18 protein-coding genes are annotated in these 22,749 nt (G+C 64.3%); 11 read left to right on the top strand and 7 right to left on the bottom strand.

Annotated elements, in window-relative coordinates:
* Positions 1-41: 41 nt before the first annotated feature.
* The 10 genes from amaB (at position 42) to BLV45_RS20795 (ending at position 15,013) form a co-directional block, all read left to right on the top strand.
* A complete protein-coding gene (amaB, locus tag BLV45_RS20840) occupies positions 42-1,541 on the top strand; it encodes an L-piperidine-6-carboxylate dehydrogenase (protein WP_090535985.1) in 1,500 nt (499 codons plus the stop codon).
* A 96-nt stretch (positions 1,542-1,637) separates the two neighbouring features.
* Positions 1,638-2,810, top strand: coding sequence for an NAD(P)/FAD-dependent oxidoreductase (locus tag BLV45_RS20835; protein ID WP_090535983.1), 1,173 nt, complete (start codon positions 1,638-1,640; stop codon positions 2,808-2,810).
* Between the two features lie 461 nt (positions 2,811-3,271).
* Complete coding sequence (locus tag BLV45_RS20830; RefSeq protein ID WP_090535981.1) at positions 3,272-5,053, top strand: DUF2138 domain-containing protein; 1,782 nt, start codon at positions 3,272-3,274, stop codon at positions 5,051-5,053.
* Between the two features lies 1 nt (position 5,054).
* Positions 5,055-5,771 (top strand): DUF1175 domain-containing protein, encoded by a 717-nt coding sequence (locus BLV45_RS20825; RefSeq protein ID WP_090535979.1) that lies wholly within the window; start codon positions 5,055-5,057, stop codon positions 5,769-5,771.
* Complete coding sequence (locus BLV45_RS20820) at positions 5,768-10,588, top strand: alpha-2-macroglobulin family protein (RefSeq protein ID WP_245753443.1); 4,821 nt, start codon at positions 5,768-5,770, stop codon at positions 10,586-10,588. Before BLV45_RS20825 ends, BLV45_RS20820 begins: the two co-directional genes overlap by 4 nt.
* 14 nt (positions 10,589-10,602) lie before the next feature.
* Positions 10,603-12,342, top strand: coding sequence for a DUF2300 domain-containing protein (locus BLV45_RS20815; RefSeq protein WP_407671045.1), 1,740 nt, complete (start codon positions 10,603-10,605; stop codon positions 12,340-12,342).
* Positions 12,343-12,422: 80 nt separating this feature from the next.
* Positions 12,423-13,193 carry a YfaP family protein gene (locus tag BLV45_RS20810; protein ID WP_218133553.1) on the top strand — a complete coding sequence of 257 codons (771 nt, stop codon included), beginning with the start codon at positions 12,423-12,425 and terminating at the stop codon, positions 13,191-13,193.
* A 20-nt stretch (positions 13,194-13,213) separates the two neighbouring features.
* Positions 13,214-14,002: a YfaP family protein gene (locus tag BLV45_RS20805; RefSeq protein ID WP_090536327.1), complete on the top strand. Its 789-nt coding sequence runs from the start codon at positions 13,214-13,216 to the stop codon at positions 14,000-14,002.
* Positions 14,003-14,302: 300 nt separating this feature from the next.
* Positions 14,303-14,581 carry a type II toxin-antitoxin system RelE/ParE family toxin gene (locus BLV45_RS20800; RefSeq protein WP_090535972.1) on the top strand — a complete coding sequence of 93 codons (279 nt, stop codon included), beginning with the start codon at positions 14,303-14,305 and terminating at the stop codon, positions 14,579-14,581.
* A gap of 111 nt (positions 14,582-14,692) precedes the next feature.
* Positions 14,693-15,013, top strand: coding sequence for a HigA family addiction module antitoxin (locus BLV45_RS20795; RefSeq protein WP_176954220.1), 321 nt, complete (start codon positions 14,693-14,695; stop codon positions 15,011-15,013).
* A 410-nt stretch (positions 15,014-15,423) separates the two neighbouring features.
* On the opposite strand, the gene BLV45_RS20790 is transcribed toward BLV45_RS20795, so the two are convergent.
* From BLV45_RS20790 to pqqA, 5 genes are all read right to left on the bottom strand, one after another.
* Positions 15,424-16,662 (bottom strand): c-type cytochrome, encoded by a 1,239-nt coding sequence (locus BLV45_RS20790; RefSeq protein ID WP_090535969.1) that lies wholly within the window; start codon positions 16,660-16,662, stop codon positions 15,424-15,426.
* A 73-nt stretch (positions 16,663-16,735) separates the two neighbouring features.
* Positions 16,736-18,460, bottom strand: a complete 1,725-nt coding sequence (locus tag BLV45_RS20785; RefSeq protein WP_090535967.1) for a methanol/ethanol family PQQ-dependent dehydrogenase — start codon at positions 18,458-18,460, stop codon at positions 16,736-16,738.
* Between the two features lie 543 nt (positions 18,461-19,003).
* Positions 19,004-19,285 carry a pyrroloquinoline quinone biosynthesis peptide chaperone PqqD gene (pqqD, locus tag BLV45_RS20780; RefSeq protein ID WP_090535964.1) on the bottom strand — a complete coding sequence of 94 codons (282 nt, stop codon included), beginning with the start codon at positions 19,283-19,285 and terminating at the stop codon, positions 19,004-19,006.
* Positions 19,282-19,497, bottom strand: coding sequence for a hypothetical protein (locus BLV45_RS28285; protein ID WP_090535962.1), 216 nt, complete (start codon positions 19,495-19,497; stop codon positions 19,282-19,284). Before BLV45_RS28285 ends, pqqD begins: the two co-directional genes overlap by 4 nt.
* A gap of 69 nt (positions 19,498-19,566) precedes the next feature.
* Positions 19,567-19,641: a pyrroloquinoline quinone precursor peptide PqqA gene (gene pqqA / locus BLV45_RS20770; RefSeq protein ID WP_090536325.1), complete on the bottom strand. Its 75-nt coding sequence runs from the start codon at positions 19,639-19,641 to the stop codon at positions 19,567-19,569.
* Between the two features lie 31 nt (positions 19,642-19,672).
* Between pqqA and BLV45_RS28120 the strand changes: the two genes are divergently transcribed.
* Positions 19,673-19,801 (top strand): hypothetical protein, encoded by a 129-nt coding sequence (locus BLV45_RS28120; protein WP_281246326.1) that lies wholly within the window; start codon positions 19,673-19,675, stop codon positions 19,799-19,801.
* A gap of 150 nt (positions 19,802-19,951) precedes the next feature.
* Here the strand turns inward: BLV45_RS28120 and BLV45_RS20765 are convergent, their stop codons facing one another.
* Both BLV45_RS20765 and BLV45_RS20760 read right to left on the bottom strand, forming a co-directional pair.
* On the bottom strand, positions 19,952-21,940 hold the full coding sequence (locus BLV45_RS20765) for a sigma-54-dependent Fis family transcriptional regulator (protein ID WP_090535959.1): 1,989 nt from the start codon (positions 21,938-21,940) through the stop codon (positions 19,952-19,954).
* Between the two features lie 197 nt (positions 21,941-22,137).
* Positions 22,138-22,482, bottom strand: a complete 345-nt coding sequence (locus BLV45_RS20760; RefSeq protein ID WP_090535957.1) for a sugar ABC transporter ATPase — start codon at positions 22,480-22,482, stop codon at positions 22,138-22,140.
* Positions 22,483-22,749: the final 267 nt, after the last annotated feature.

Raw genomic sequence — 22,749 nt, 5'->3', positions numbered from 1 at the left:
ACCTGCTTTTGTTTCGTATTGGAAATCAAAGGACTCATGCCATGAACGCTTCGACCATCCTCGCCGATCTCGGCATTGCCCATCTGGCTGAAGCCGGCGACATCGCCGTGCATTCGCCGATCACCGGCGAGCTGATCGGGCGCGTGGCCAGCAACACCACCGCCGAAGTCGACGCGGCCCTCGCCGGCGCGAAGCAGGCGTTCGCCCGCTGGCGCGATGTGCCGGCGCCGCGCCGCGGCGAACTGGTGCGCCTGCTTGGCAACCGTCTGCGTGAAAAGAAGCAGGCGCTCGGCAGCATCATCACGCTCGAGACCGGCAAGATCCTTCAGGAAGGTCTCGGCGAAGTGCAGGAAATGATCGACATCTGCGATTTCGCGGTTGGCCTGTCGCGCCAGTTGTACGGCCTGACGATCGCATCGGAGCGTCCCGGCCACCGGATGGCGGAATCCTGGCATCCGATGGGCACCTGCGTCGTGATCTCGGCGTTCAACTTTCCGGCGGCCGTCTGGTCGTGGAACGCGGCGCTCGCGCTCGTCTGCGGCAACGCGGTGATCTGGAAGCCTTCCGAGAAAACGCCGCTCACCGCGCTCGCGGTCAACCAGATCCTGGCTGAAGCACTGAAGGCATTCGGCGACGCGCCCGCCGGGCTCACCGCCGTGATCAACGGTACACGGGAAGTCGGCGCGAAACTCGTGGCCGATCCGCGTGCTTCGGTGGTGAGCGCCACCGGCAGCACGGAAATGGGCCGCACGGTGGGCGTCGAAGTCGCGAAGCGGTTTGGCCGCTCGCTGCTCGAACTGGGCGGCAACAACGCGGGCATCGTCACGCAGACGGCCGATCGGGAACTGGCGCTGCGCGGCATCCTGTTCTCGGCGGTCGGCACGGCGGGCCAGCGCTGCACGTCGCTGCGGCGCCTCTTCGTGCATGAAAGCGTGTACGAGCAGACCGTCGAGCGCCTCAAGCAGCTTTACGCGAAGGTGCCGATCGGCAATCCGCTGGAAAAGGGCACGCTGATGGGGCCGCTCATCGACAAGCAGTCGTTTGCGCGCATGCAGGAAGCGCTGCGGCAGGCGGCCAGCGAAGGCGGCAAGGTGACGGGCGGGGAGCGCGTCGAAGTCAAGGGTTTCGAGAACGGCTACTACGTGCGTCCGGCGCTGGTCGAAATGCCGTCGCAAACACCGGTCGTGCTGAAGGAAACGTTCGCGCCGATCCTGTACGTGCTGCGTTACACGGATTTCGCCGAAGCGGTGGAGGCGAACAACGCGGCGGCGCACGGCCTGTCGTCGTGCGTGTTCACCACCGACCTGCGCGAAGCGGAGCGTTTCGTCTCCGATGCCGGCAGCGATTGCGGCATCGCGAACGTCAACATCGGGCCGAGCGGCGCGGAAATCGGCGGTGCGTTCGGTGGCGAGAAAGAAACCGGCGGTGGTCGCGAATCCGGCTCGGACGCGTGGAAGGCGTATATGCGCCGCGCGACGAACACGGTGAACTACTCGTCGGCGTTGCCGCTCGCGCAGGATATCGACTTCAACATCGGCTAGCCCGCACGGTCACGTGGCCAGCGGCAAACGCAGATAACGTGTACGTCCGGGCGCCGCGCGGCGCGCCCGGCACGCAGCTTCATCACGGAGTGAGACGTGGATTCGAGAGTCGTGGTCGTCGGCGGTGGCGTCATTGGCAGTTCGATTGCGTATTTTCTGCGTGCGTCCGACCCCACCGTGAGCGTCACGGTCATCGAGCGCGATCCGACTTACGCGCGGTCTTCGTCGGCGTTGTCGGCGGCTTCGATCCGTCAGCAGTTTTCCACGCCACTATCGATCCAGATGTCGCTCTATGGCATCGAATTTCTGCGCTCGATCGGCGAGCGGCTCGGCATCGACGGCGCGAAGCCTTCGATCGACTTGCACGAGGGCGGCTATCTGTTTCTCGCGACGCCCGCGGGTATCAGCACGTTGCGCGAAAATCATGCGTTGCAGCAGAGCCTCGGCGCGGACATCAGCCTGCTCGATCGCGAGGCGCTGCAAGCGCGCTTTCCATGGCTCAACACTGACGACCTCGCCGCGGGCGCATACGGCGAATCGGGCGAAGGCTGGTTCGACGGCTATGGCCTCGTGCAGGCGCTGCGCAAGAAAGCGCAGGCACTGGGCGCGCACTACGTGGCCGCGGAAGTGAGCGCGATGCGTCGCACGGGAAGACGCGTGACCGAAGTGGTCGCGTCGAACGGCGAAACGTACGCGTGCGACGTGGTCGTGGACGCGGCAGGCGCGTGGTCGCGAACGGTCGCGGCGATGGTCGGCATCGACATTCCCGTTTTCGCGCGCCGTCGCAGCATTTTCAATGTGAGTTCGCCCGCGCAGCTTGCGCGCTGCCCGCTGCTGATCGATCCGTCGGGCGTCTATTTCCGCCCGGAAGGCAAGTCGTTCATTTGCGGCACGTCGCCGGCGGCGGACAACGATCCCGACGACCTGCCGCTCGACGAAGTGGACCACGCGCTCTTCGACGACGTGATCTGGCCGACGCTCGCGCATCGCGTGCCGCAGTTCGAGGCGTTGCGCGTGCAGAACTGCTGGTCGGGCTATTACGAGTACAACGTGTTCGACCAGAACGCGATCATCGGACATCACCCGGATGTCGATAACTGCATCTTCGCGAATGGTTTCAGCGGGCACGGTTTGCAGCAGGGACCGGCGACAGGGCGCGGCATCAGCGAACTGATCCTGCATGGGCGCTATACGACGCTCGATCTGTCGTCGCTCGGTTTTGCGCGCGTGCTGGAGAACCGGCCGATCGTGGAGAAGAACGTGGTGTAGGTTGCGTGAAGACGCGTCGCGATGAATGAAAAATAAAACAGGTGTATTGCGCGACGCATTTTCATGTTTGCCGCCGTTCTCAATCCGGTTTTCCGTTGCCGGGTTTTATCTGGGCTGCCTATAAACCGTCAGATATCGCCGCCGTTCTCGACGGCCTGAATATTCCGGTCTGACAGAATAGTCCGCCGTATTGCAACGCTGAATCAGACGGTTGTTATAAGTCGTCAAATTTCGGCCGGCCGTGGCTTGCGCCAAAAAATATCGGTTATGATCGCCTCGATTAGCAGCCGGCGCGGTTCGCAGGGGTTCTAACAAGTTCTAACGGGTTCTAACGGCGCCAGTCTGGCAATCTGTTTTTAGCGTGACGTTCAGCGTTGAACGGTTCAATGCTGATATTTTTGTGCCGGTCGCGGCTTTCCCGAGCACTGCATCGGGCGACAACAATAAGCATTCGAAACCAGATGAAGATGTCGCGTAAGAAAATCGCCATTCTTGTGGCCGGTGTCCTGATTGTCACCGCCGTCGGCATACAGACGGGCTGGCGGTATTTCGGCAAACCGCATGCGGTGCAAACGGCCGAAGTCGTCCTCGATATTCACCACCCCGACGTCATCATCGATAGCGAAGCGCTCTCGCGGCTGCCGCGCGACATCCTGCGCGTACCGTTGCTGCATGACGTGCTGACGCAGGATTTCGTCGACTATTACGAATCGAACAGCAGCCGGCTTTCCGCGGAAGGCGCGCTGCGCCGGCTCGCGTTCGAGCATCAACTCGATCTGCGCGACGAGCTGGTCAGGCGCGTCTTCGACGAACCCGCGCACGTGTTGCTCTGGCGTTCACCGGACGGCCGCCCTGGCTACTGGATGATGTCCATGCATCGCAATGGACTCGCGAAGCTCCTGCAGGGGCTCGGCACCGTGGCGGCGAGCGATGCGCAGTTGAGCCAGGTCGCGAAGCTGTCGGGCGACGTGCCGGTCTACGCACTGAAGCTCGCGGTTGGCCGCACCGTGCTGTTTGCCGCGAAGGACGATCGCCTTGTCGTCCTGTCGGCACCGGGCGTGCTGCTCGACGCGGATAACGCGCCGATCGGCGAGCGCGCCGATCTGGTCTCCAGCCTGCTGTCGGGCCACGACGACGCGGCACGCGCTTTCCGGCTCGACGCATTGCCTGCCGGATCGAAGGGGCATCGCGTGATCGTGTCGGCGAACTGGCTGTCGTTCGGCTATCAGGCGTTTTTCTCCGGCATCGTGGCGCTGCGCTTTGATTTTTCATCGACGGGTGATGCACCGGCTGTCTGGCGGACCGCGGCGCTGATCGATCCGGCACGTTTGCCGCGGCAATGGAACGGCACCGATCTGTGGCGCGCGTTGCCCGCCAACCCCGCCGCGTGCGCGAGCCTGCCGGTCGACTGGAAAGATGCCGGGGGACTGCTCGGCAACGTGATCAAGGATGGCCCGCAAGCGGCCACGCAGATCAGCGATCATCTCGCGGGGCCCGCGGCGGCCTGCTGGTACGCGAAGTCGACGCTGGTCGCACCGGTTTTCGTCGCGCGCCTGAAAGCCCCGGGCACAACGGTCGATCCCGCGCTGAAAACGGCGCTGGCCAGTGCTTTCGGCGAAGTGATCGGCGCGTATGAGGCGAACGCCGGCAAGGAGGCGGGCTATCGTCGCCTGCCGGTGACGACGCAAGAGCCGGGCGCTGACGTCACCGTGTGGCAGCGGCCCGTCAGTGCCCGCTCGGGTACGGCGCTCGCGGCCAAAGCGCCGTTTGGGGCCCGGCTCGCCGCGCCACGTTACTTCCCGGTGACGCTCGCGCTCGCCCACGGCTATCTGGTGTTTTCGCCCGACGCGCGGCTCGTTGACGACACGCTTGCGGTACTCGACAAGCGCTATCCGGCGCTCGCGGATACGCTCGCGCCGGAGCGCCTCGCGCGCACGATCGTCACGTTGACGCCCGCCACTGCCGCCGCGCTGATCGAGCGCGAAGCCGGTACGGCGCTGCCCGCCGATCAGGAATCGATCTTCCGGAACGCGGCCCGCGCGCATCTGACGCCGAAACTGCGCGCGCTCGCGCACTTTCCGCCGCTGTCGTTGAGCCTGCCGGCGAGTCTGCCGTCGGGCACGTCATGGGTGCCCGTCGAATGGCACTTCGATCGCGCGGGGGCCGTCGCCGCCGTCGAGAAAAACCTGGAAAGCGGCGACGCGGATACGCCCCCGGACCAGCCCGGTGCCGGGAGCGACTGAGATGCCGGTGCGCGACACCCCGGGTGTACACGATCCGCGCCGTCGCGCGTGGCTGGCACGCGTGGCCGCCGCGCTCGTCACGCCGCTGGTCGTGTCGAACGTACACGCGTTGTCGGGTACGACGGCCGCGCCCGATCCCGATGCGCTCTCGCCCGAACAGTCCGCCGCGTTTCGCGCGTGGTTCGTGCGGATCGTCGACCAGCAGATGCGCAACGGTCCGACGCCGCGCTGGACGCAACGCGACTGCGCGGGGCTCGTGCGCTTCGCGGCCGGCGAGGCGCTCAGGCCGCACGACGCGAAGTGGCTGCGTGCGAACGGCATGAGCGGTGTCGCCGATGCGAGCCGCCTGCCGCCGGAATTGCAGCTCTCGTCGTCGCAGCGCGCGCTGGCGAACCGCTGGACGCATATCGACGGCAGCGTCGGGCCGTATGCGTCCGCGATCGCGCTGGTTCAACGCAACAGCCGCTTTGTCGCGAAGGACGTGAATCAGGCGCTGCCCGGCGATCTTCTGTTCTTCGACCAGGGCGACGACCAGCACCTGATGATCTGGCTCGACCGCTATATCGCCTATCACACAGGCACCGTCTCGCCGACCGACACCGGTCTGCGCGCCGTCGCCGTTTCCGACCTCATGCAATGGAAAGACTCCCGCTGGCAGCCGTTCGACGGCAATCCGAATTTCGTCGGCGTTTTTCGCTTTGCATTTCTCACACCATGATCCGTATGCCCTTCGTCGCCGCTTGCAGCGAATCTTCCGTCGGCACGCGGCGTCGCGCGCGCGTTGCGTTTCTGGCGCTGATGTCGATGCTCGTGTTGTGCCTGTCGCTACCGGCTTCACCCGCGATGGCCGACGACGCCGCGACAGCGCCGGCCACCTCCAGCACCGGCGACGATTCCGCGAACCTGCCCGACAATCCCACGCTGGCGTCAGCCACGCCAAGCGGATACGACACACAGGTCGTGAACGGCCAGCCGTTCTTTCTGCTCTCGGATAAGAGCTTCGGCGCCGATCAGGTCGCGCAGGTGCGTCTCGAAGCGCCAGGCCGCGAGTTCAAGGCGGAACTCGAAGCGTATGGCGGCGCGGATATCGTCGTCTACCGCGTGCCGCGGCCGCTCGAATTCCTGAAGGCGCAGAAGAATCTGCATCGTCTGACTATCGCGCCGAACTATCAGGGCGAAGGGCTCGCCAATACGCTCGCGTATCTTTGGGACCGGTGGTTCACCGAAGCGCGTCGCGCGTGGCAACGCGTCCTGTCGTTCGCCACGCGCAGCAAGGTCACCGAAGCCCAGCCGCAGTTCAGGCTCGGCGAGCAGGCCGGCAAGCCGACGCGCTTCGAACCCGCGTCGCGCTTTGCGCCACTGAAGGGCTACGACCCGGTCGCGCGCTTTCGCTACCCGATCTGGGACGCGAAAAATATCGAGCCGCCCAAGGGCGTCGATCTTGCAGGCAGCAGCAGCAACTTTATCGAGGCCTCGACGGGCAACGTGATGATTCCGGTCGGCAAGCTGCCGCCGGGGCTGTATATCGTCGAGGCGATCATCGGCAACTATCGTGCGCACACGTTGCTGTTCGTCTCGGATACCGTCGCGGTGGTGAAGGCCTCATCGGGCAGCCTGCTCGTATGGACCGCGCGTCGCGACGACGGCAGGCCGGTGCCTGGCACGGCCGTCAACTGGACCGATGGCGTGGGTGTCCTGCAAAGCGGCGTGACGGGCAACGACGGCGCGCTGATGCTGCGGCACGTCAGCCCCGAACGAAGCTATGTGCTCGGTACCGATCCGGCGGGCGGCGTGTTCGTGTCGGAGAATTTTTACTACGACAGCGAGATCTACAACACGAAGATTTACGCGGTGACCGACCGTCCGCTGTACCGGCCGGGCGATCAGGTGCATGTGAAGTTCATCGGCCGCACGTTCAAAAACGCCACGACTTCAACGCCCGCGGCCGACGCCGATATCAACCTCGACGTACTCGATCCGAACGGCTCGCCGATCGCGACGAACAAGGTGCATTTCTCCGCGGATACCGGTGCGCAGACGGATTTCAACATTCCATCGGAGGCGACGGCGGGCGGTTACACGCTGCGCTTTGGCTACAACGGCGATATGTATGGCAGCGCGTTTCGGGTCGCCGAATACGTGAAGCCGCACTTCGACGTCAACCTGACGATGGACAAGACCGACTACGCAACCGGGGACACGCTGAAAGGCAGCATCGCGCTGCGCTATCCGGACGGCAAGCCGGTGCGTGACGGCAAGGTGTCGGTGACGTTGCGCGCGCAACGTGTGACGATCGTCGACGGCGAACTGCGCTATGCGGGACTCTTTCCGGTCAAGCTGGAGCAGCAGGAACTGACGACCGACAGCAACGGCAACGCGACGCTCACCTTGCCCGCCGCGAAGGAGCCGAGTCGCTACGCGTTGACGCTGTTCGCGCGGGATGGCGCCGCGTATCGCGTGCGGGTGACACGTGAAGTGCTGATCGCGCGCGGTGCGACGCCCTACAGGCTTGCTTCGCCGAAGTCGTTCTCGCAGCCGAAGGAAACGGTCAGTTTCACCGTGCAGGCGCTCGCCGCGGCCGACGCGGGCGCCGTCGCCCGCGCGCCGGCAACGTGGGAGTGGGTGCGCCTCGAATCGCAGACGCATGCGGGCGGCACGCTCAAGGGCGCGAAGGCGGGCGGCACGTTCCCGTTTCCCGTCCAGTTCGACGAGCCGGGTTCCTACATGCTCTCCGTCAGGGACGCCGCCGGCAACCTGCTCGCCGCGACGAGCCACTGGGTCGCGGGCGACGGCGTGAAGGCTGTTCCCGGCAGCGTCGAGATCGTGTTCGACCGCGACCGCTATCGGGTCGGCGACACGGCCGAGGCGCTGATCACGTTCCCGATGGCGGTCGACGACGCGTTGCTGACGCTCGAGCGCGACAACGTTGAGCGCCGCGCGTTGCTGTCGTCGGGCGGCGACTGGGTGCAGCTGCAACGTGTCGCGCCCACGCAATGGAAGGCGCGTATCAAGGTCGGCGAGGACTTTGCGCCGAACATGACGTTCTCGGTGCTTTACGTACACGCGGGTGAATACGTGTTCCAGAACGCGGGTATCGTCGTCGCGCAGCCGTCGATCGATATCGCCGTGAAAAGCGACAAGCCGGTGTACGGGCCCGGCGAGCTCGTCACGCTCGATCTCACGAGCGCGCTGAACGGCAAGCCGGTTACGTCGAATCTGACCGTGAGCGTGGTGGATGAAATGGTCTACGTGCTGCAACCGGAGATCGCACCGGACATCGTCGATTTCTTCTATCACCCGCGACGCAATAACGTGCGCACGTCGTCGAGCCTGTCGTTCATCACGTACGATCTGGCGTTGTCCGCGTTGCGCGGCGCGCCCGGCGGCCCGCAGCGCGGGCAGTACAACGAGCGCGGCGTGAAGGTGCTGGAACGGCCGCGTCGCGACGACATGGACACCGCCGCATGGGAGGGCGACCTGCACACGGACGCCGACGGCCATGCCCGCATGACGTTCCGGATGCCGGACGCGCTCGCGCGCTGGCGCATCACCGTGCGCGCGGTTAGCGGCGACGGCATGGTCGGCCAGCGCACCGCCTACGTTCGCTCGGACAAGGCGCTGTATCTGAAATGGAGCGGCCCGACGCATTTTCGCGCGAACGATCAGCCTGCGATCGACATGCTCGCGTTCAACCAGACAACAGCGAATGTGGACGCCGACTGGATCGTCGATGGCGGCGGTCTGTCGATCAACCGGCGGGTCACGCTGAAACCCGGTGCGAACTATCTGAAGCTGCCGGGCGGCGCGCTGAAGCCCGGTGTGGTGACCGCGAGCCTGCGCCAGGCGGGCAAGGATGTCGACCGCCTGCAGACGACCCTCGGCCTCGACGCAACCGGCTGGCTCGACCTTCACGAAACGGCGGTCACGCTGGATGCCGCGCAAAAGCCGCTCACGCTTGCCCCGGACGCGCGGGACGTCAGCGTGCGCCTGATGGGCAGCGCGGCGAGCCAGTTCGCGCGCGTCGCGGATGACCTGATCGCGTATCCGTATGGCTGCGCCGAACAGACGTCGAGCCGGTTGATTCCACTGACGCTGGCGCACGATGCAATCAGCCGTGGCGAGAATATCCACGCGACGCAGGGCATCGACGCGCTGCTGCGCAACCAGCGACAACGTCTGGCGATGCTGGCGGGCGTCGGCGGCACGTTCGGCTGGTGGGGCGATACCACGCGCGGCAGCGCGCTGATCACCGCTTACGCGTATTACGCGGACTGGCTGGCGAGCCGCAGCCTCGGCATCTCGCTGCCCGCCGACAACTGGCAGTACGCGATGGACGTATATCGCGATGCCGCCAGCAAGGAGCCGTTGCTGCATCGCGCGCTGGCGCTGTGGTTCATGCAGCAGATGGGGCTGCCCGTCGCGACGCCGCTCTCCGGCGTGGCCGGCCAGCTGGCGCGCGAGAGCGCGAAGCCGGCCGATGCGCACGCCAGCACGTTCGATGCGTCGGACAGCATCATCTTCGCGCAGGCGGATACGCCGCGTGGCAGGGCGATGGCGGTCGTGCTGGCTGCATCGATGGCACGTAGTGCTAACGCGCAACTGCCCGACGGCTTCGACGCGCTTGCCGGCGCCGCGCGTGCGTCGCTCGCCGCGGACCCCGCACCGGTCGTGCAAAGCCTGCTGATCATGACAGGCGGCGCGGGGAGTTCCGCGTCGAACGACGTGTCTACCCTGCTCGCGAACAGCAGCGCCGGCTATCCGACGCTCGATCGCGCGCTGACGTTGCTGTGGCTGCGCAAGTCGCTGGGTGGCGATGTCGTCGATACGTCGTTGCCCTCGGTGCGCGGGGCGGGCTGGACGCAGGCTGTCACGCCGACTGGCGCCGCGGTATGGAACTGGAGCGGCGCCGCCGCACCCGCCACGCTCGATGTCAGCACGGTGCGGCCCGACGTCACGGCGCTGGTTTCGTTCCGGAGCCATGCGGCCGAATCGAGCCGCTTGCCGGTCACGATCGAACGCACGCTGTACAGGCTCGTCCCGGTTGCCGCGCGCGGCAATGGAAACGACAGCGACGCCGGCGGGAAAACGGAGCCGGGCCGGTTCGTGTTCTCCGCGAAGGCGCTCAAGCCGGGCGATGCAATCGACAGCAACGCGCTCTACGTCGACGAAGTCCGGTTGACGCCGAAGAAGGACGGCGCGTTCCACTACGGCCTGCTCGACGTGCCGCTGCCGCCGGGCGGTTCGGTGGAAGCGACAAGCTGGGGCGTGAGCATCGAAGGCCTGCCCGGACCGGGCGAGGGCGGCAGCGGTCCGCAGCCATTCCAGCGCACCGCGACGTTCGAAATGGGCGAGATGGCGTATCACCAGCCCGTGCCGTTGCTCGATCGTCCTGTCACGCTGCGCCAGCTCGTGCGCTTTGCGCTGCCGGGCACGTTCGTCGTGCCGCCAGCCCGCTTTTTCCGGATGTACCAACCCGACGCGAAGGCCTTTGAAGGCGGCAAGAGCGACAAACTGGTCACGATGCGGATCGAGTGAACGAAATGTCGATGATGCGGATGCTGCGCGTGATGTCCGTGATCGTGCTGACCCTCTTCGGGGTTGGCGCGACGGGCTCGCTCGCGGCCACGCCTTCGCATTCATCGTCGCCCCGGATGTTGCGCTTTGCGTGGCTACATGACGGCCGCGCGGCGTCGTGGCAGTTCGATTCAGGTGCGGCGTCTGGCGCGCCGCTGTCCATGCAATCGGCGGATACGTTGCCGCCGACGCTTGAAACCCCGCTTGGCAGCGTGTGGAAGCTCTTCGTCTATGGCTACCTGGTCGACAAAGGCATTGCGTCACCGGATTACACATGCACCGGCGGCGATCCCGAAGAGGTGTATTGCTGCATGACAGGCGGACGGATCGACCGCGAACATGCGCTCGTGCAATCGTGCGGCCTTTACTTCGCGCCTGCGCGACTGCATCTCGATCCGGCCGGCTGGCGAGAATACTGGAGCGCGGCGCATGCGCCCACGTGGCTGCGCGACCTGCGTTCGATGAAGCCCGAACAGCGCGTGAGCGTCATCGATCTGCTGACGGCGTTGCAGTCGATGCCGGCGCGTCCCCGCGCGGATGCGGCCAACACGCTGGTATCGGTGCTGACGAGCGGACGCGGCGAAGGGACGGTCTCGCTATACGGAAGCGTGCTGCGCGCGAAAACGTGGACGATGCCCGATCCGGCGCGGCCCGGCGCATCGATCGGCGGCGCGGCGGGCTGGCTCGCGGATGGAACGCCGGTGTGGCTGGGTGGCCCCGGTGGCAGCGCGCGGGTGCTGGCCGCGGCAGCGCCAGCGGTGGGCCCGTTGCTGTCGCAGGTGAGCGTCCCCGATGACTCGGCGTGCGTCGTGGTCGATTTCTTCGTGCGATACCCGATCCGCGAGGTGCTCGGCGAATCGAAGGGGCGCGCGAAGGTCACGCAGCCCGGGCCGCTCGATGGCGCGTATCGCGTCGGGTTTGCAAACGGCAACTGGCTGCGCATCGAGAGCAGCGATGAACTGATGCTCGACAACGATGCGGACGGCGTGCCGCACATCATCGGGCGTTTTGGGTTGAACGACTATGTCGCGCGCGTGGTCGAGCGCGAAGGCGATACGGATGAACCGGAAGCGGCGAAAGCGCTGGCCGTCGCCGCGCGAAGCTATCTCGTGCAACAGGCGCGACGCGATCGCGGGTGCTTTCGCATCGACGACAGCAGCCGTACACAGCGCGTGTTGTCGCATGCCGCACGTGTGCCTGCGCGGCATGCGGCTGATTTGACCGATGGGCTCGTGCTGACGGGCGTCGCGGTTCAGTATCACCACGACCGGGCGGCGCCTGGACAGATGAGCTGGCTCGAAGCGAAAGCGGCCGCGCAGCGCGGCCTCGCGTTCGACGCGATTCTCGCAAGGACGTGGCCTCAGGCGACGCTGACGTCGTTCCAGAGTCCACTGTCTGACGATTGCCAGACGGTTGCCGGCGCGCACGCGTGGCTCGAGCGTAACGCGAAGCGGTGGGCGCGTCGTCTCGATACGGAACCGGGTTATGAAACGCCGGATCTGCCCGCCGTCTGCGCGGTGCGTGAAGGCCGTCCCTACGCCGACGCGCAGCGAAACCGGCTGTATATCCATCGTTTGCAGACTGAGGACGATCGCGTCGCGCTCGCGCATGAGTACGTGCACCTTGCATTCCAGCATCATCCGCGTGGGCAGGACGAGGCGTTCGTCGAACGCACCGCGCGCGCTTTAATCCGCTCTGACGGGACCAGTCAATGAAACACGACACATGCCGCCGGCGCACCGGGTGCCGCCGTGCGGGCCTCTATCCGGCGGTTGTCATAGCCGTCGCGGGCGCGATGTCCGCCGCCACGTTTGCCGCGGATCGCGACGATGCGCTCGCCGAAATGACGGGCGCATTTAACGGCTGGCGGCACAGCGGACTGACGAACGAGGGCGAGCGCTTCGTCGCGGCTTATCCGCGACCGCCGGTCGATCGCGGGGCGCAACGTTTTCGCACGCTGATCGAGGGGCGCCTCAAGCATGTCGACAGATCCGGCCGCAAGCCACCGACGCTCGTCGTCAACGGCAACGCCACGCCGCTCTATACCGACGACGAAGGTGCGTTCGCGCGTCCGTGGGCATTCGGTGCGGGGTCGAACAGCATCGAGATTGTGTCGCCAGATGGCCAGCATCGTCAGCGCATGCAGTTTTTCGAAGCGGATCGCAGCAGGCCGCAGGCGAAACTGCGTGCGATCGTGACGTGGAATGATCCGAAGGCGCAGGTTGATCTTCACGTCATCACGCCCGATGGCCTGCACGCATTCTGGGCGAATCCGACGCTTGAGGATGGCAGCGGTTTCGATGTCGACTCTGTCGATGGCGCCGGACCGGGTATATTTTCGTCCGCGGCGCCGGAGCATGGCACGTGGCTGTTTTTTCTGAACTACTGGGGTAACTTCGATTCGACCGGCTATAACTTCGACGCGAAGGCGCATGAGCGCGAGGTCATCACAGCGCAACTGATCCTGGTGTTCAACGAGAATACGCCGGCCGAAAAGCGCGAAACGATGACGGTGCCGTTGCGCAAGATCGGCGACCTGATGCTCATCAAGAGCGAGCGACTCTAAACGTGGATGCAACGGCGACCATGAAACCCAGGATGATGCACTGGAGCGCGGCGGCGATTCTTCTTCTGTGCGCATGCGCCGCACGCGCAACCGATATCGACATGACCGCGCCGTTGAACGGCTGGCGCGACACCAGCGGCGACACCGCGCGTTACACGCAGGACGTTCACTATCCGGCGGTATCGGTGGCGACGCCTGAAGGGCAGTCGGTCAATGCGATGATCGCGGGACACATCAAGAGCGCGCCGAAGGCGACATCGAAGGACAGGACATCGGTCGCGACCATGGTCGTGAACGGGACGCCGTTGCCGCAACGCGTCGAGGCCGACGGCGGCTTTTCGCGGCCGTATGCGTTCGCCGGGGGCAGCAACAGCGTCGAGGTGCGCACGGCCGACGGGACCCGCAGGCGTGTCCAGTTCTACGACGCGTATAGCGGCAAGACGCGTCCCCGTTTGCGCATCGTGCTGGCATGGGACACGGACGGCACGGATCTCGACCTGCACGTCGTTTCGCCGGACGGCGCGCACACGTTTTATGGCGACCGCGTCGCGCCGAACGGAGGGGCGCTCGACGTCGACGTCACGACCGGTTATGGGCCGGAGATCTATTCATCCGCCGCGCCGCTTCCCGGCACCTATCTCGTGTATGTGAACTATTACGGCAGCGGGAACCGTGCGGGCGACATGACCGTCGCGCAGGTCTCGATCATCACCGATGAGAACACGCCGAACGAGAAGAGCGAGACGGTTCGAGTGCCGATGCGCAAGGCGGGAGAGCTGACGCTCGTGAAGACGTTTTCGATGCCTTAGCTGGTTGGTGCTGTCGGGGTGGAAAAGCGGACTACGTGCTTCGGCCGGGAATGGAAGGCGTCAGATGCCTGATGTCTGCCGTCTTGCAGCACACATGATATTGCCAGTCAGTTCAATGACTTGCTCCGGTGATGCCCAGGTTGTCCACAGGCTTGTGAACAAAAACTGGGGATAACTTGCATGTGGCGGGGATGTCGCTGACGTTGTGGAGCGGCATAGCAAACGGCATCAACTCCATTCAACTTGTAAAATGTATTAATACACGGTACACTTGTTTCGTGGTAATTTAAAGAGCACACCATGATTAAGTCTTTCAGGCACAAAGGTGTGCAGCGCCTGTTTGAAACCGGCTCGGCAGCAGGGGTTCAGGCAGCACACAAGGCGCGGCTGATGCGCCAGTTGACAGCTTTAAACAGGGCCAAGTCGCAACATGACATGAACCTGCCTGGCTGGGGATTGCATCCCCTCAAGGGTGATGAGGCCGGCATGTGGTCATTGACTGTGAACGGTAACTGGAGGTTGACGTTTACATTTGAAGGAGGAGATGCCGTCCTCGTAGATTACCGGGACTACCACTAGAGGCAGTTACCGGATGTTTTGAGGTGCCGCTTGGCACGTATGACCCCGTGTTGGCATAGCACCTCCACGCAACACTGACCCGGAAATATCGGGTGTATGGAGATTTCCACAATGTCGAAAGCTAGTTCCAGCATGTTCAATCCGCCGCACCCTGCTGCGATCCTTCGGGAAGACGTGCTACCTGCACTGAACCTGACGGTAACGGATGCCGCTGAGCAACTCGGCGTGTCCCGTGTGACCTTGTCCCGTCTGCTCAACGAGCGCGGTGGGATCACTCCCGAAATGGCGCTACGTATCGAGCAATGGCTCGGTGTGGAACGAGGAGGCCGCGCCGATTTGTGGCTTGGCATGCAGCTCGACTACGATCTGTGGCAGGCGCGCAAGCATGCACCGAAGGCGATCAAGCGGGCACCAGCAGAAGCGACGGCCTGATCCAGCGGAAATCGCATGGCATGATTTATGGCATTGACTTTCGGGTCAGGGCCGGGCGTCGGTGAATACGTCGTAGACGCCCTCCACTGGTGTCTAGATGAACACAGAGGTGAGGACCGGAGAGCAGGTCTTCATCCCGATTAAAAGCGCATGCATGGGCGGAGCTGGCGGAGTGCCCGGTTGGTAGCCGCGGTCATATACACCCCAATTCATGGTGGCAGCGTGCGCGTCGCGTCCGCCCGCTCCGCCTCGTCGGCACGGCACAAGACGCAATCGTCAGAGCGGACCGTCTGGTAGCGAGGGTGCGCACGTGCGGTAAAAGAGTCGGCTTCGCCACGGCGTCGCGCCGACGAAAACGGCGGTTCGGCCCCGAACTCACCGAAGGTTTTCCCGCTTGCCGCGCACCGGGCTCAATGCGCGGGACCCGCGATGAGCTTCGTCGCCGAAGTGCGTGCGTTATCGGCCGTCAGCTTCGTGGAGCCCGGCGTATAGCCGTTCGAAAACAGCAGGAAGGCCATGATGTCCGCATAGTCCTGATCCTTCAGCTTGCCGGGGCGATCGGCTGGCATATTGGTCGCCATGTATCCGAAGATGCCGCCGACCGTCAAATGGGCATTCGATATCGGCGCGAATGCGGGACCGCGCAAGGCCGGTCCGGTGACGCCCTGCAACGCCCCGCCATGACACTTCGCGCACGAACTGGCGTACAGCGCCTTGCCGTGATTCGCCTGCATGCGGTCGAAGGACGGAACATCGGTCGAGGCGGCATCGGACACCTTGATGAAGCGCCCTTGTGTCGACGTGCCTGCCACCGCCAGCCGGATCCCACCTTGCTGCGCGTGGGGGACGGTGGCACGTTCGAGATATGAAACCTTCGGCGCGTGCGCGGATTCAGCAGCCGATTGACTGGCGGGCAGCGCCCACTCATGGGTCAAGGCCGCGAGCCTGCCGTCGGCGGTCATCTTGTCGAGCGCGGCGTCGACGCTTTTTTGCAGCGTGGCGCCGCTCGATGCGAACGCGAACACCAGATGCCAGTCCGCATACGGCGAAGCCGTCGACGACACCGTGAAGCGCTGTTCCGGATGCGCACGGCCATACGCGACGACGGCCGGATACCAGACGATCGCCCGCCGGGCACGGCCCGCCGCTACCGCCTCGACGCTCAGTGCAGAGGTGTTTTCCAGGTCGAGCCGCACGCCGGTCTGCTGAACCGCGATGAGTTGCGCGGGGCTCGCATACATGGCCGCGACAGTGTTCTGGGCGACACCCGTTGTCTTCACATTCGCGGATTCGATGCTCACATAACCCGAGCGAAGATAGCCGCGGGAGAACAGCATCTTGCCGCCCGTGGCGTCGGCGACTGGCGAACGTGGAAAGCCCGCGATCACGTCGCACTGATGGCCGAGCGTTTTGTCGAGTTCCTTCAGCGAGACGCCATCGTCATCGCCATTGGCTATGCCGTGCGTGACGATCGTCGCGGCGATGCCCGCGGTCCTGAATGTTTCTGATGCGACTTTCTGGTCGAGTGCCGTCGACGGACTGCCCGGAAAAGTGCAGACACGCACGCCGGCAATCGCGTCGAAAGGCATGAATGCGGCGCACGTAACGAGCAGCGCTGCGGCCGGCAAGGAATGGAGGTGCAAGGTCATGATGGTGCTTCCGTAGCATAAGGGCGGTCACCGCGGCGTAAAGCCCGCGCGTGACCGTCGATAGATGAGGTGATTAGCCTTTCAGCGCGAAGACATACAGCGTGCCGCCGCGCGGTACCTTCTCCGCGGACTTCGCCATCGGGCCACCCCAGATCGGATTCGCGCCGCCATATCCGGCCAGCACTGCGACGAACTCCTTGCCGTCGACTTCGAACACCGAAGGCTGCGCAATGATGCCGCTCGCCAGTTTCGGGCTTTGCCACAACACCTTGCCGGTCGCTTCGTCGAATGCATAGAGATGACCGTCGAGCGAACCGCTGAAGGCAATGCCGCCCGCCGTCGTCGCAACGCCGCCGTTCCATGGCATTTTGGTCCAGTGGCTCCAGACCTTCTTGCCGGTATTGACATCGATGGCCTGCAGTTCGCCGTAGCCCTTGCTGCCAGGTTCAGGCTTGATCTCGAAACCCTCGCCCAGATAAGGCAAGCCCTCCATGTAGTTCACCGATTTGCCGGAGAGCGACATGCAGGCATGCAGCGCGGGAACGAACGCGAGGTGCCTGTCCGGATCGTAGGAGACCGACCACCAGTTCTTGCCGCCGAGGAAGCTGGGGCAGGTGTCGATCGTTGTGCCCGTCTTCGGGTACTTCGCTGCATCCTGGATTGGCGCGCCGTCGGCGGAATAGCCGGTCACCGACGTTGCCTTCACGAAAGGCCGCGCATAGATCAGCTTGCCCGTGGTTCTGTCGATCGCATGAAAGTAGCCGTTGCGATCGGCATGAATGATGGCGTCGTAGTCTTTGCCCTCGTACTTGATGTTCGCGAGCACCGGTGTGTTCACGCCGTCATAGTCCCAGGTGTCGTGGCGCGTGTACTGATAGTGCCATTTGAGGTCGCCTGTCTTCGGGTCGAGCGCGAGCAGCGAATCGGAATAGAGATTGTCGCCGGGGCGCAGATCCGCGAGCCACGGGCCCGGATTGCCGACGCCCCAATAAAGCGTCTTCGACGCGGCGTCGTAGGTGCCCGTCAACCATGCCGGTGCGCCACCATGTTCCTGCATGCCGTCGGGCCATGTGTTGCCGTTCTTCTCCTTCGCACCGGGGATGGTGTAGCGTTTCCACAGCTGTTTGCCATCCGTGGGATCGAGCGCGGCGATGAAGCCGCGCGCGCCATATTCACCGCCGGAACTGCCGACCACGATTGCGCCGTCGAGTGCGAGCGGCGCCAGTGAGAACGCATAGCCCAGACCCGGTTCGAACATCTGCTGCTTCCACACCAGCGCACCCGTTTGCGCGTCGAGCGCGGCGACTTCGCCGCTCAGCATGGCGACATACACGTTCTTCCCATACAGCGCGACACCGCGGTTGACCACGTCGCAACACGCTGTCTTGAACGATTCGTCACCCAGCTTCGGTTCGTACTTCCAGAGCTGCTTGCCGGACGTCGCATCGAATGCGTACACGTTGTCCTTCGGCGTGGTCACGAAGAGATAGTTGCCGTTGACGATCGGTGTCGCCTCGAAGCCCTGCTGAAGATCGGCGGGAAACTTGTAGCTCCAGGTCTGCTTGAGATTCTTGACGTTCGACGTGTCGATCTGCTTGAGCGGCGAGTGCGCCTGACCGTTGTACGTCCGGTAGTAGGTGAGCCAGCCGGGATCGCTTTGCGCCGCGGTCAACCGCTCATACGTGACGGCCGGATAGCCGGCGGCCGCGGCGACCGGCTCGGGCCGCAGACCGATGGCGGCGACGGCGGCCAGCGCGAGCGTCGCGAGCCGCGCGACCGGAACCGATGATGTTTTCATGTTGTCTCCTGTTGATTTGTCGGTGCGACGCCGCTCGCGATCCTTCCGTTGAAGGTTGCAGAATGGCTGCGCAGCCGTTAAGGCAAGTCGCATGCCATTTTCGAAAACACGCGTCGCATCGCGCGTACACGCGGCTTCGTGCGGGATGGCGCGGGTTCGCGCGCCAGTCGGCCGTGACAGGGTTGTTGCATCGTGGTGCAGCAGACAGCCGGGCTGTTGACAAATGCAACAGTCGCGGAGGTGATTCGGATTGCTCATCGAACGGAGAGGTGTGTGCCTGTCCATCGCGCGTGTCGATCGATGGAAAGATTTACGACCGCTTCATGGAGCGCGCTCAAACGCGTGGAATGGTTTCAGCGGCAGGACGATACCAGGCCGCCGCGCTTCACGGACGAAGTCTCTCTACGTTATCGTGCCGATCCCCGCGCCATGCCGCGCGAAGTCGACAGGGTTGTGGCGGAGCGCGCATGCAGCCGGCGGCCATGCGTCAATCCGGCAACGCGCTGCAGCGGTGGTGGTGGACGGTTGCCGTCGAGGTTCCTGTCAGTCGAGCCACTGACGCTGCCGCGCATCCTCGATGAAGCGGTAGACATCGGTCGCGAGATCCGACGCGCGGAACAGGTCTTCCAGCTCGCCGATGATGTCGTCCAGTTCGCGCGTACCGTCGCAACGCAGCAGGATTTCGCCTGCGCTGGGATTGAGCTTGACCATGCCCTCGGGGTAGAGCAGCACGTAGGTACGCTGGGCGGTCTCCCATTGCAGCTGGTACGTGGATCGCAGGCGGGGGCACGCGCGGGCGGCGCCGCTGGCATTGGGCAGATTCATACCGGATACGCCTTTTCAGGCGCGTCCAGCATCGACCACGGGAGGTCGATCCTGAACAGCAGGATATGCGCTGCGCGCCGCTGTGCCTCGGGCATTCTGAAGTGATGCGCGACGTCGATGCCGGGTGTACGGCTGCGGTTCGCGCAGTTGCAGTTCCATTGCGGCAGCCCGCCGTCTGCGACGAGGCCGGGGCCGGGAATCCTGATCTTCATGGACGTTGCTCCAGGTGCCGCCGTTCGTCGCCGTGCAGGGCAGACGAGCGGCGGCGTCTGACCGTAGCTTTAGCGGTTGGCGATGTACATCGTGACTTCAAAACCAAAACGCAGATCGGTGTAGGCGGGGGTCGTCCACTGCATGACTGTCTCCTTGAATACGATAGTTAGGAAAATGAACCGCACTGGAATGGCGGCCGCCGCGACTAATGCAATGTCCATGCCGGACAGTGCATTGACCGGTGAGGCAGACCAGACGCTGGACGCGATCGCGATTGAAGGAAAGAAACAGTCGATTGGATGAACGCGCCCCGGCCTGCACCGAGGCGTCGCTCGATACAGAACAATGACGGGGCGTGCAGTTGCTCAGTTTAGGAACACCCGTGTCACAAAATTCAACACTCGCGGAGCAACAGTTTCGTGCGTCGTTGGACAGCCTGGTGTCAGCTGATTGTCAGACTTCGCGAAGAAGGTGATCCGGGGCGGCCAGTCCGGGCATCTTCCGATAAACCGTGTTCCGGGAAATGCCCAGTTCCCGGGCCGCCGCCGACACGTTGCCACCGTGTCGCGCGACCGCACCGGCGATCGCGCACACCGCGACGTCCTGCAGACGGGAGGCAGGCGCGGGCTGCCGCGCCGGCAAGCCGGGCAGAACGGGCGCGGATGCAGTCACGTTGCGCAGGTCGTCGAAGAAATCGTCGGGCAGGTGCTCGCGACGAATCTCTCCGTTGTCCTCGACCATCGCCGCGGCTGTGCGCAGGAGGTTGCCTAGCTGACGGAAGTTGCCCGGCCAGGTGCATTGCTCGAACAGCGCCATGACGTCGTGGGCGACGCTCAGGCGGGTGCTGGCGGCGACGTCGAGAGGCTCGCTCTCCAGCATCATGTGAATGACGGTCGCGAGGTCCGTCCGCTCGCGCAGCGGTGGCAGCTTGACGACTAGTCCGTTTAACCGGTAGTACAGGTCCTCGCGAAAGCGGTTCTGGACGATCATCTCGCGCAGATCGCGGTGTGTGGCGCAAATGATCGCGATGTCGACAGGGATCGACTTGGCGGAACCGAGCGGATTCACGAGCCGTTCCTGCAGCACGCGCAGCAGGCGCACCTGAAGCGGATAGGGCATGTCGCCGATTTCGTCGAGAAACAGCGTGCCGCCGTTGGCCTGCAACAGTTTGCCCAGTGCGCCTTTGCGGCGCGCGCCGGTGAAGGCGCCTTCCTCATAGCCGAACAGTTCAGACTCGATCAGTGTTTCCGGAATCGACGCGCAATTGACCGCGACGAACGGGCGTCCAGCACGCGGCGAATCGTTATGGATGGCCTGCGCAAGCAGCTCTTTGCCAGTGCCGGTTTCGCCCGTGATCAGAATGGGAATGTCCTTGCCGATCACCTTGCGGACCTTCGCGATGACCGCCGATACCTGTGGGTCGCCCGTGTCGAGACTCTCCAGCCGCGACGGCGCTCTGGCGGTCGCGACGGGCCGCGGTGCCGGCTGCGGCGACGGCCGCGTCGTGCCGTGAGACGCCTGCGGCCAGTCGTTGTTCGCCAGCGTTGCCCGTCTGAACTCGACGCTCGCGCAGACCACGGCGCCGCTGTGCAGGTCCAGCGAAACATGCTGCCCCCGGCTGGTCCGCAGGCGATCGATCAGCTGCGGGCTGGTCAGGCCGAACAGGGAGGACAACGTATGCGCGCGGAGTGCCGCGAGCGGCATGCCGAGCTGAAATTGCGCGCTACGGTTTGCCGATAAAAAGCGGCCGTCGCAGGTGAACGCGGCGATGCCCTCCATCAGGGTGCCGAGGAATTCGGGCCTTCCGTGGAAAGCGATCTGTAACGTTTCGCGGAACGTGCTGGAGAAAAGATGATTTTCGATCATCTGCACCGACATCCGCGCAAGGGCCATCGTGTGCTGGTGATAGCTGCGATGGTCGCCGGTGACGTCGAGCACACCGATCAGATCGCCGTACGGGTCGAGGATCGGCACGCTCGAACAGGTGAGGAAGCGATTGGCAGCGAGGTAATGTTGTTCACCATGCACGACGGTCGGTGCGCGCTCCGTGATCGCGGTGCCGATCGCGTTCGTCCCCTGGCGATCCTCGGCCCAGTTCGCGCCGGGCCGCAGCGCGACTTTCTCGGCCCGTTGCAGGAAGTCGTCGTCGCCGATCGAGTGAAGGATCAACCCTTCGGCATCGGTCAGCACGATCATGCTCTGGGTGTTGACGATCTGCTCGTGCAGCGTTTCCATCACGGGCGTCGCGTGTGCGCACAGCACCCGGCTCTGTTCGAGCCGCAGCTGCAGTTCCGCTTTGGGCAGCACGTCGTAGTCAGGGCATGTGAACGTACACAGCCCGAAGGTCTCGGAACGTTCGTGGGACTTTTGTATGGATGGTGTAAGCCAGCCCGTCTCGCGACCTGTCATCGGCTGGGGGGCGTGAGGGGTGTCTTCGCGCATTGTCTCCTCCTGTTTGAGTTCCGGTCGTGTCGCCGGAACATCGTGGACAATGCAATAAGCAAGTCCCACGCCAGTCGTCGTGTCAGCGCAAACCCGGGTATGGAGTGACGGCGTGCGCCGGCCGCGATGAACGCGCCATCGAACCGATTTTCGCCTGCGCGATTCGCGGTCGTTACCGGGATCGTCGGTTACGTGAGCTAGACCGCGCAGCGCGCGATATCGAAACGCAGCTCCGGTTCGGGCGGGTCTTCCGGCGAATCGTCGGGGCGCAGCACCTTGATCACCGAGCCATGGCCTGACGGCGTCAGCGTGACGAAATACGAACTGTGTGAACTGGAGCCCACCGTGAGTTCGGTCGAGCCGTTGGCGCCCGCCGTCTTGACACGCGAAAGACGGCTCACGAGACAGCTCGTGATATCGGCGGTTGAACGGTGCGACGAGAAGTACATCATCGGGCCGGTGGAACCCGTCTTTGGCGTGCTGCCGGATGAGCCGCACGCAGCGAGGACAGCAACAGGAAGCAGCAGAAGAAGTCGTTTCATGAGTCCAGTCGTCGGCGTCCCCGTCGATGTGCGGGAACATGGGGCGCGGGCGGAGCGCGATACGTGATTCACGTGCTCCGCGACGAAGGCCGCCGTTCTTCAGAGACACGCGTCGCGCGAGGCACAGCACGACGCGACGCAGAACAGGAAGGCGGCTATTGGAAAGTATACGCGCCGTTATCGAATGAATCGACCCATTGCATCGACCAGCGCGCTCACGGGAACGCGAGCATGAAGCCGGGCACACGCCGACGCACGGAAGCGCGC

Source organism: Paraburkholderia sartisoli (assembly GCF_900107685.1).
Classification (GTDB): Bacteria; Pseudomonadota; Gammaproteobacteria; order Burkholderiales; family Burkholderiaceae; genus Paraburkholderia; species Paraburkholderia sartisoli.
Note: the sequence above shows the minus strand (reverse complement) of the source record. Positions and strands in the feature narration are given on the sequence as shown.

Excerpts from the sequence above, each read along its gene's own strand:
- amaB (WP_090535985.1), top strand. The coding sequence starts at position 42 with ATGAACGCTTCGACCATCCTCGCCGATCTCGGCATTGCCCATCTGGCT.
- BLV45_RS20830 (WP_090535981.1), top strand. The coding sequence starts at position 3,272 with ATGAAGATGTCGCGTAAGAAAATCGCCATTCTTGTGGCCGGTGTCCTG.
- BLV45_RS20825 (WP_090535979.1), top strand. The coding sequence starts at position 5,055 with ATGCCGGTGCGCGACACCCCGGGTGTACACGATCCGCGCCGTCGCGCG.
- BLV45_RS20820 (WP_245753443.1), top strand. The coding sequence starts at position 5,768 with ATGATCCGTATGCCCTTCGTCGCCGCTTGCAGCGAATCTTCCGTCGGC.
- BLV45_RS20815 (WP_407671045.1), top strand. The coding sequence starts at position 10,603 with ATGCGGATGCTGCGCGTGATGTCCGTGATCGTGCTGACCCTCTTCGGG.
- BLV45_RS20810 (WP_218133553.1), top strand. The coding sequence starts at position 12,423 with ATGTCCGCCGCCACGTTTGCCGCGGATCGCGACGATGCGCTCGCCGAA.
- BLV45_RS20805 (WP_090536327.1), top strand. The coding sequence starts at position 13,214 with ATGAAACCCAGGATGATGCACTGGAGCGCGGCGGCGATTCTTCTTCTG.
- BLV45_RS20800 (WP_090535972.1), top strand. The coding sequence starts at position 14,303 with ATGATTAAGTCTTTCAGGCACAAAGGTGTGCAGCGCCTGTTTGAAACC.
- BLV45_RS20795 (WP_176954220.1), top strand. The coding sequence starts at position 14,693 with ATGTCGAAAGCTAGTTCCAGCATGTTCAATCCGCCGCACCCTGCTGCG.
- BLV45_RS20790 (WP_090535969.1), bottom strand. The coding sequence starts at position 16,662 with ATGACCTTGCACCTCCATTCCTTGCCGGCCGCAGCGCTGCTCGTTACG.
- BLV45_RS20785 (WP_090535967.1), bottom strand. The coding sequence starts at position 18,460 with ATGAAAACATCATCGGTTCCGGTCGCGCGGCTCGCGACGCTCGCGCTG.
- pqqD (WP_090535964.1), bottom strand. The coding sequence starts at position 19,285 with ATGAATCTGCCCAATGCCAGCGGCGCCGCCCGCGCGTGCCCCCGCCTG.
- BLV45_RS28285 (WP_090535962.1), bottom strand. The coding sequence starts at position 19,497 with ATGAAGATCAGGATTCCCGGCCCCGGCCTCGTCGCAGACGGCGGGCTG.
- BLV45_RS28120 (WP_281246326.1), top strand. The coding sequence starts at position 19,673 with ATGAACCGCACTGGAATGGCGGCCGCCGCGACTAATGCAATGTCCATG.
- BLV45_RS20765 (WP_090535959.1), bottom strand. The coding sequence starts at position 21,940 with ATGCGCGAAGACACCCCTCACGCCCCCCAGCCGATGACAGGTCGCGAG.
- BLV45_RS20760 (WP_090535957.1), bottom strand. The coding sequence starts at position 22,482 with ATGAAACGACTTCTTCTGCTGCTTCCTGTTGCTGTCCTCGCTGCGTGC.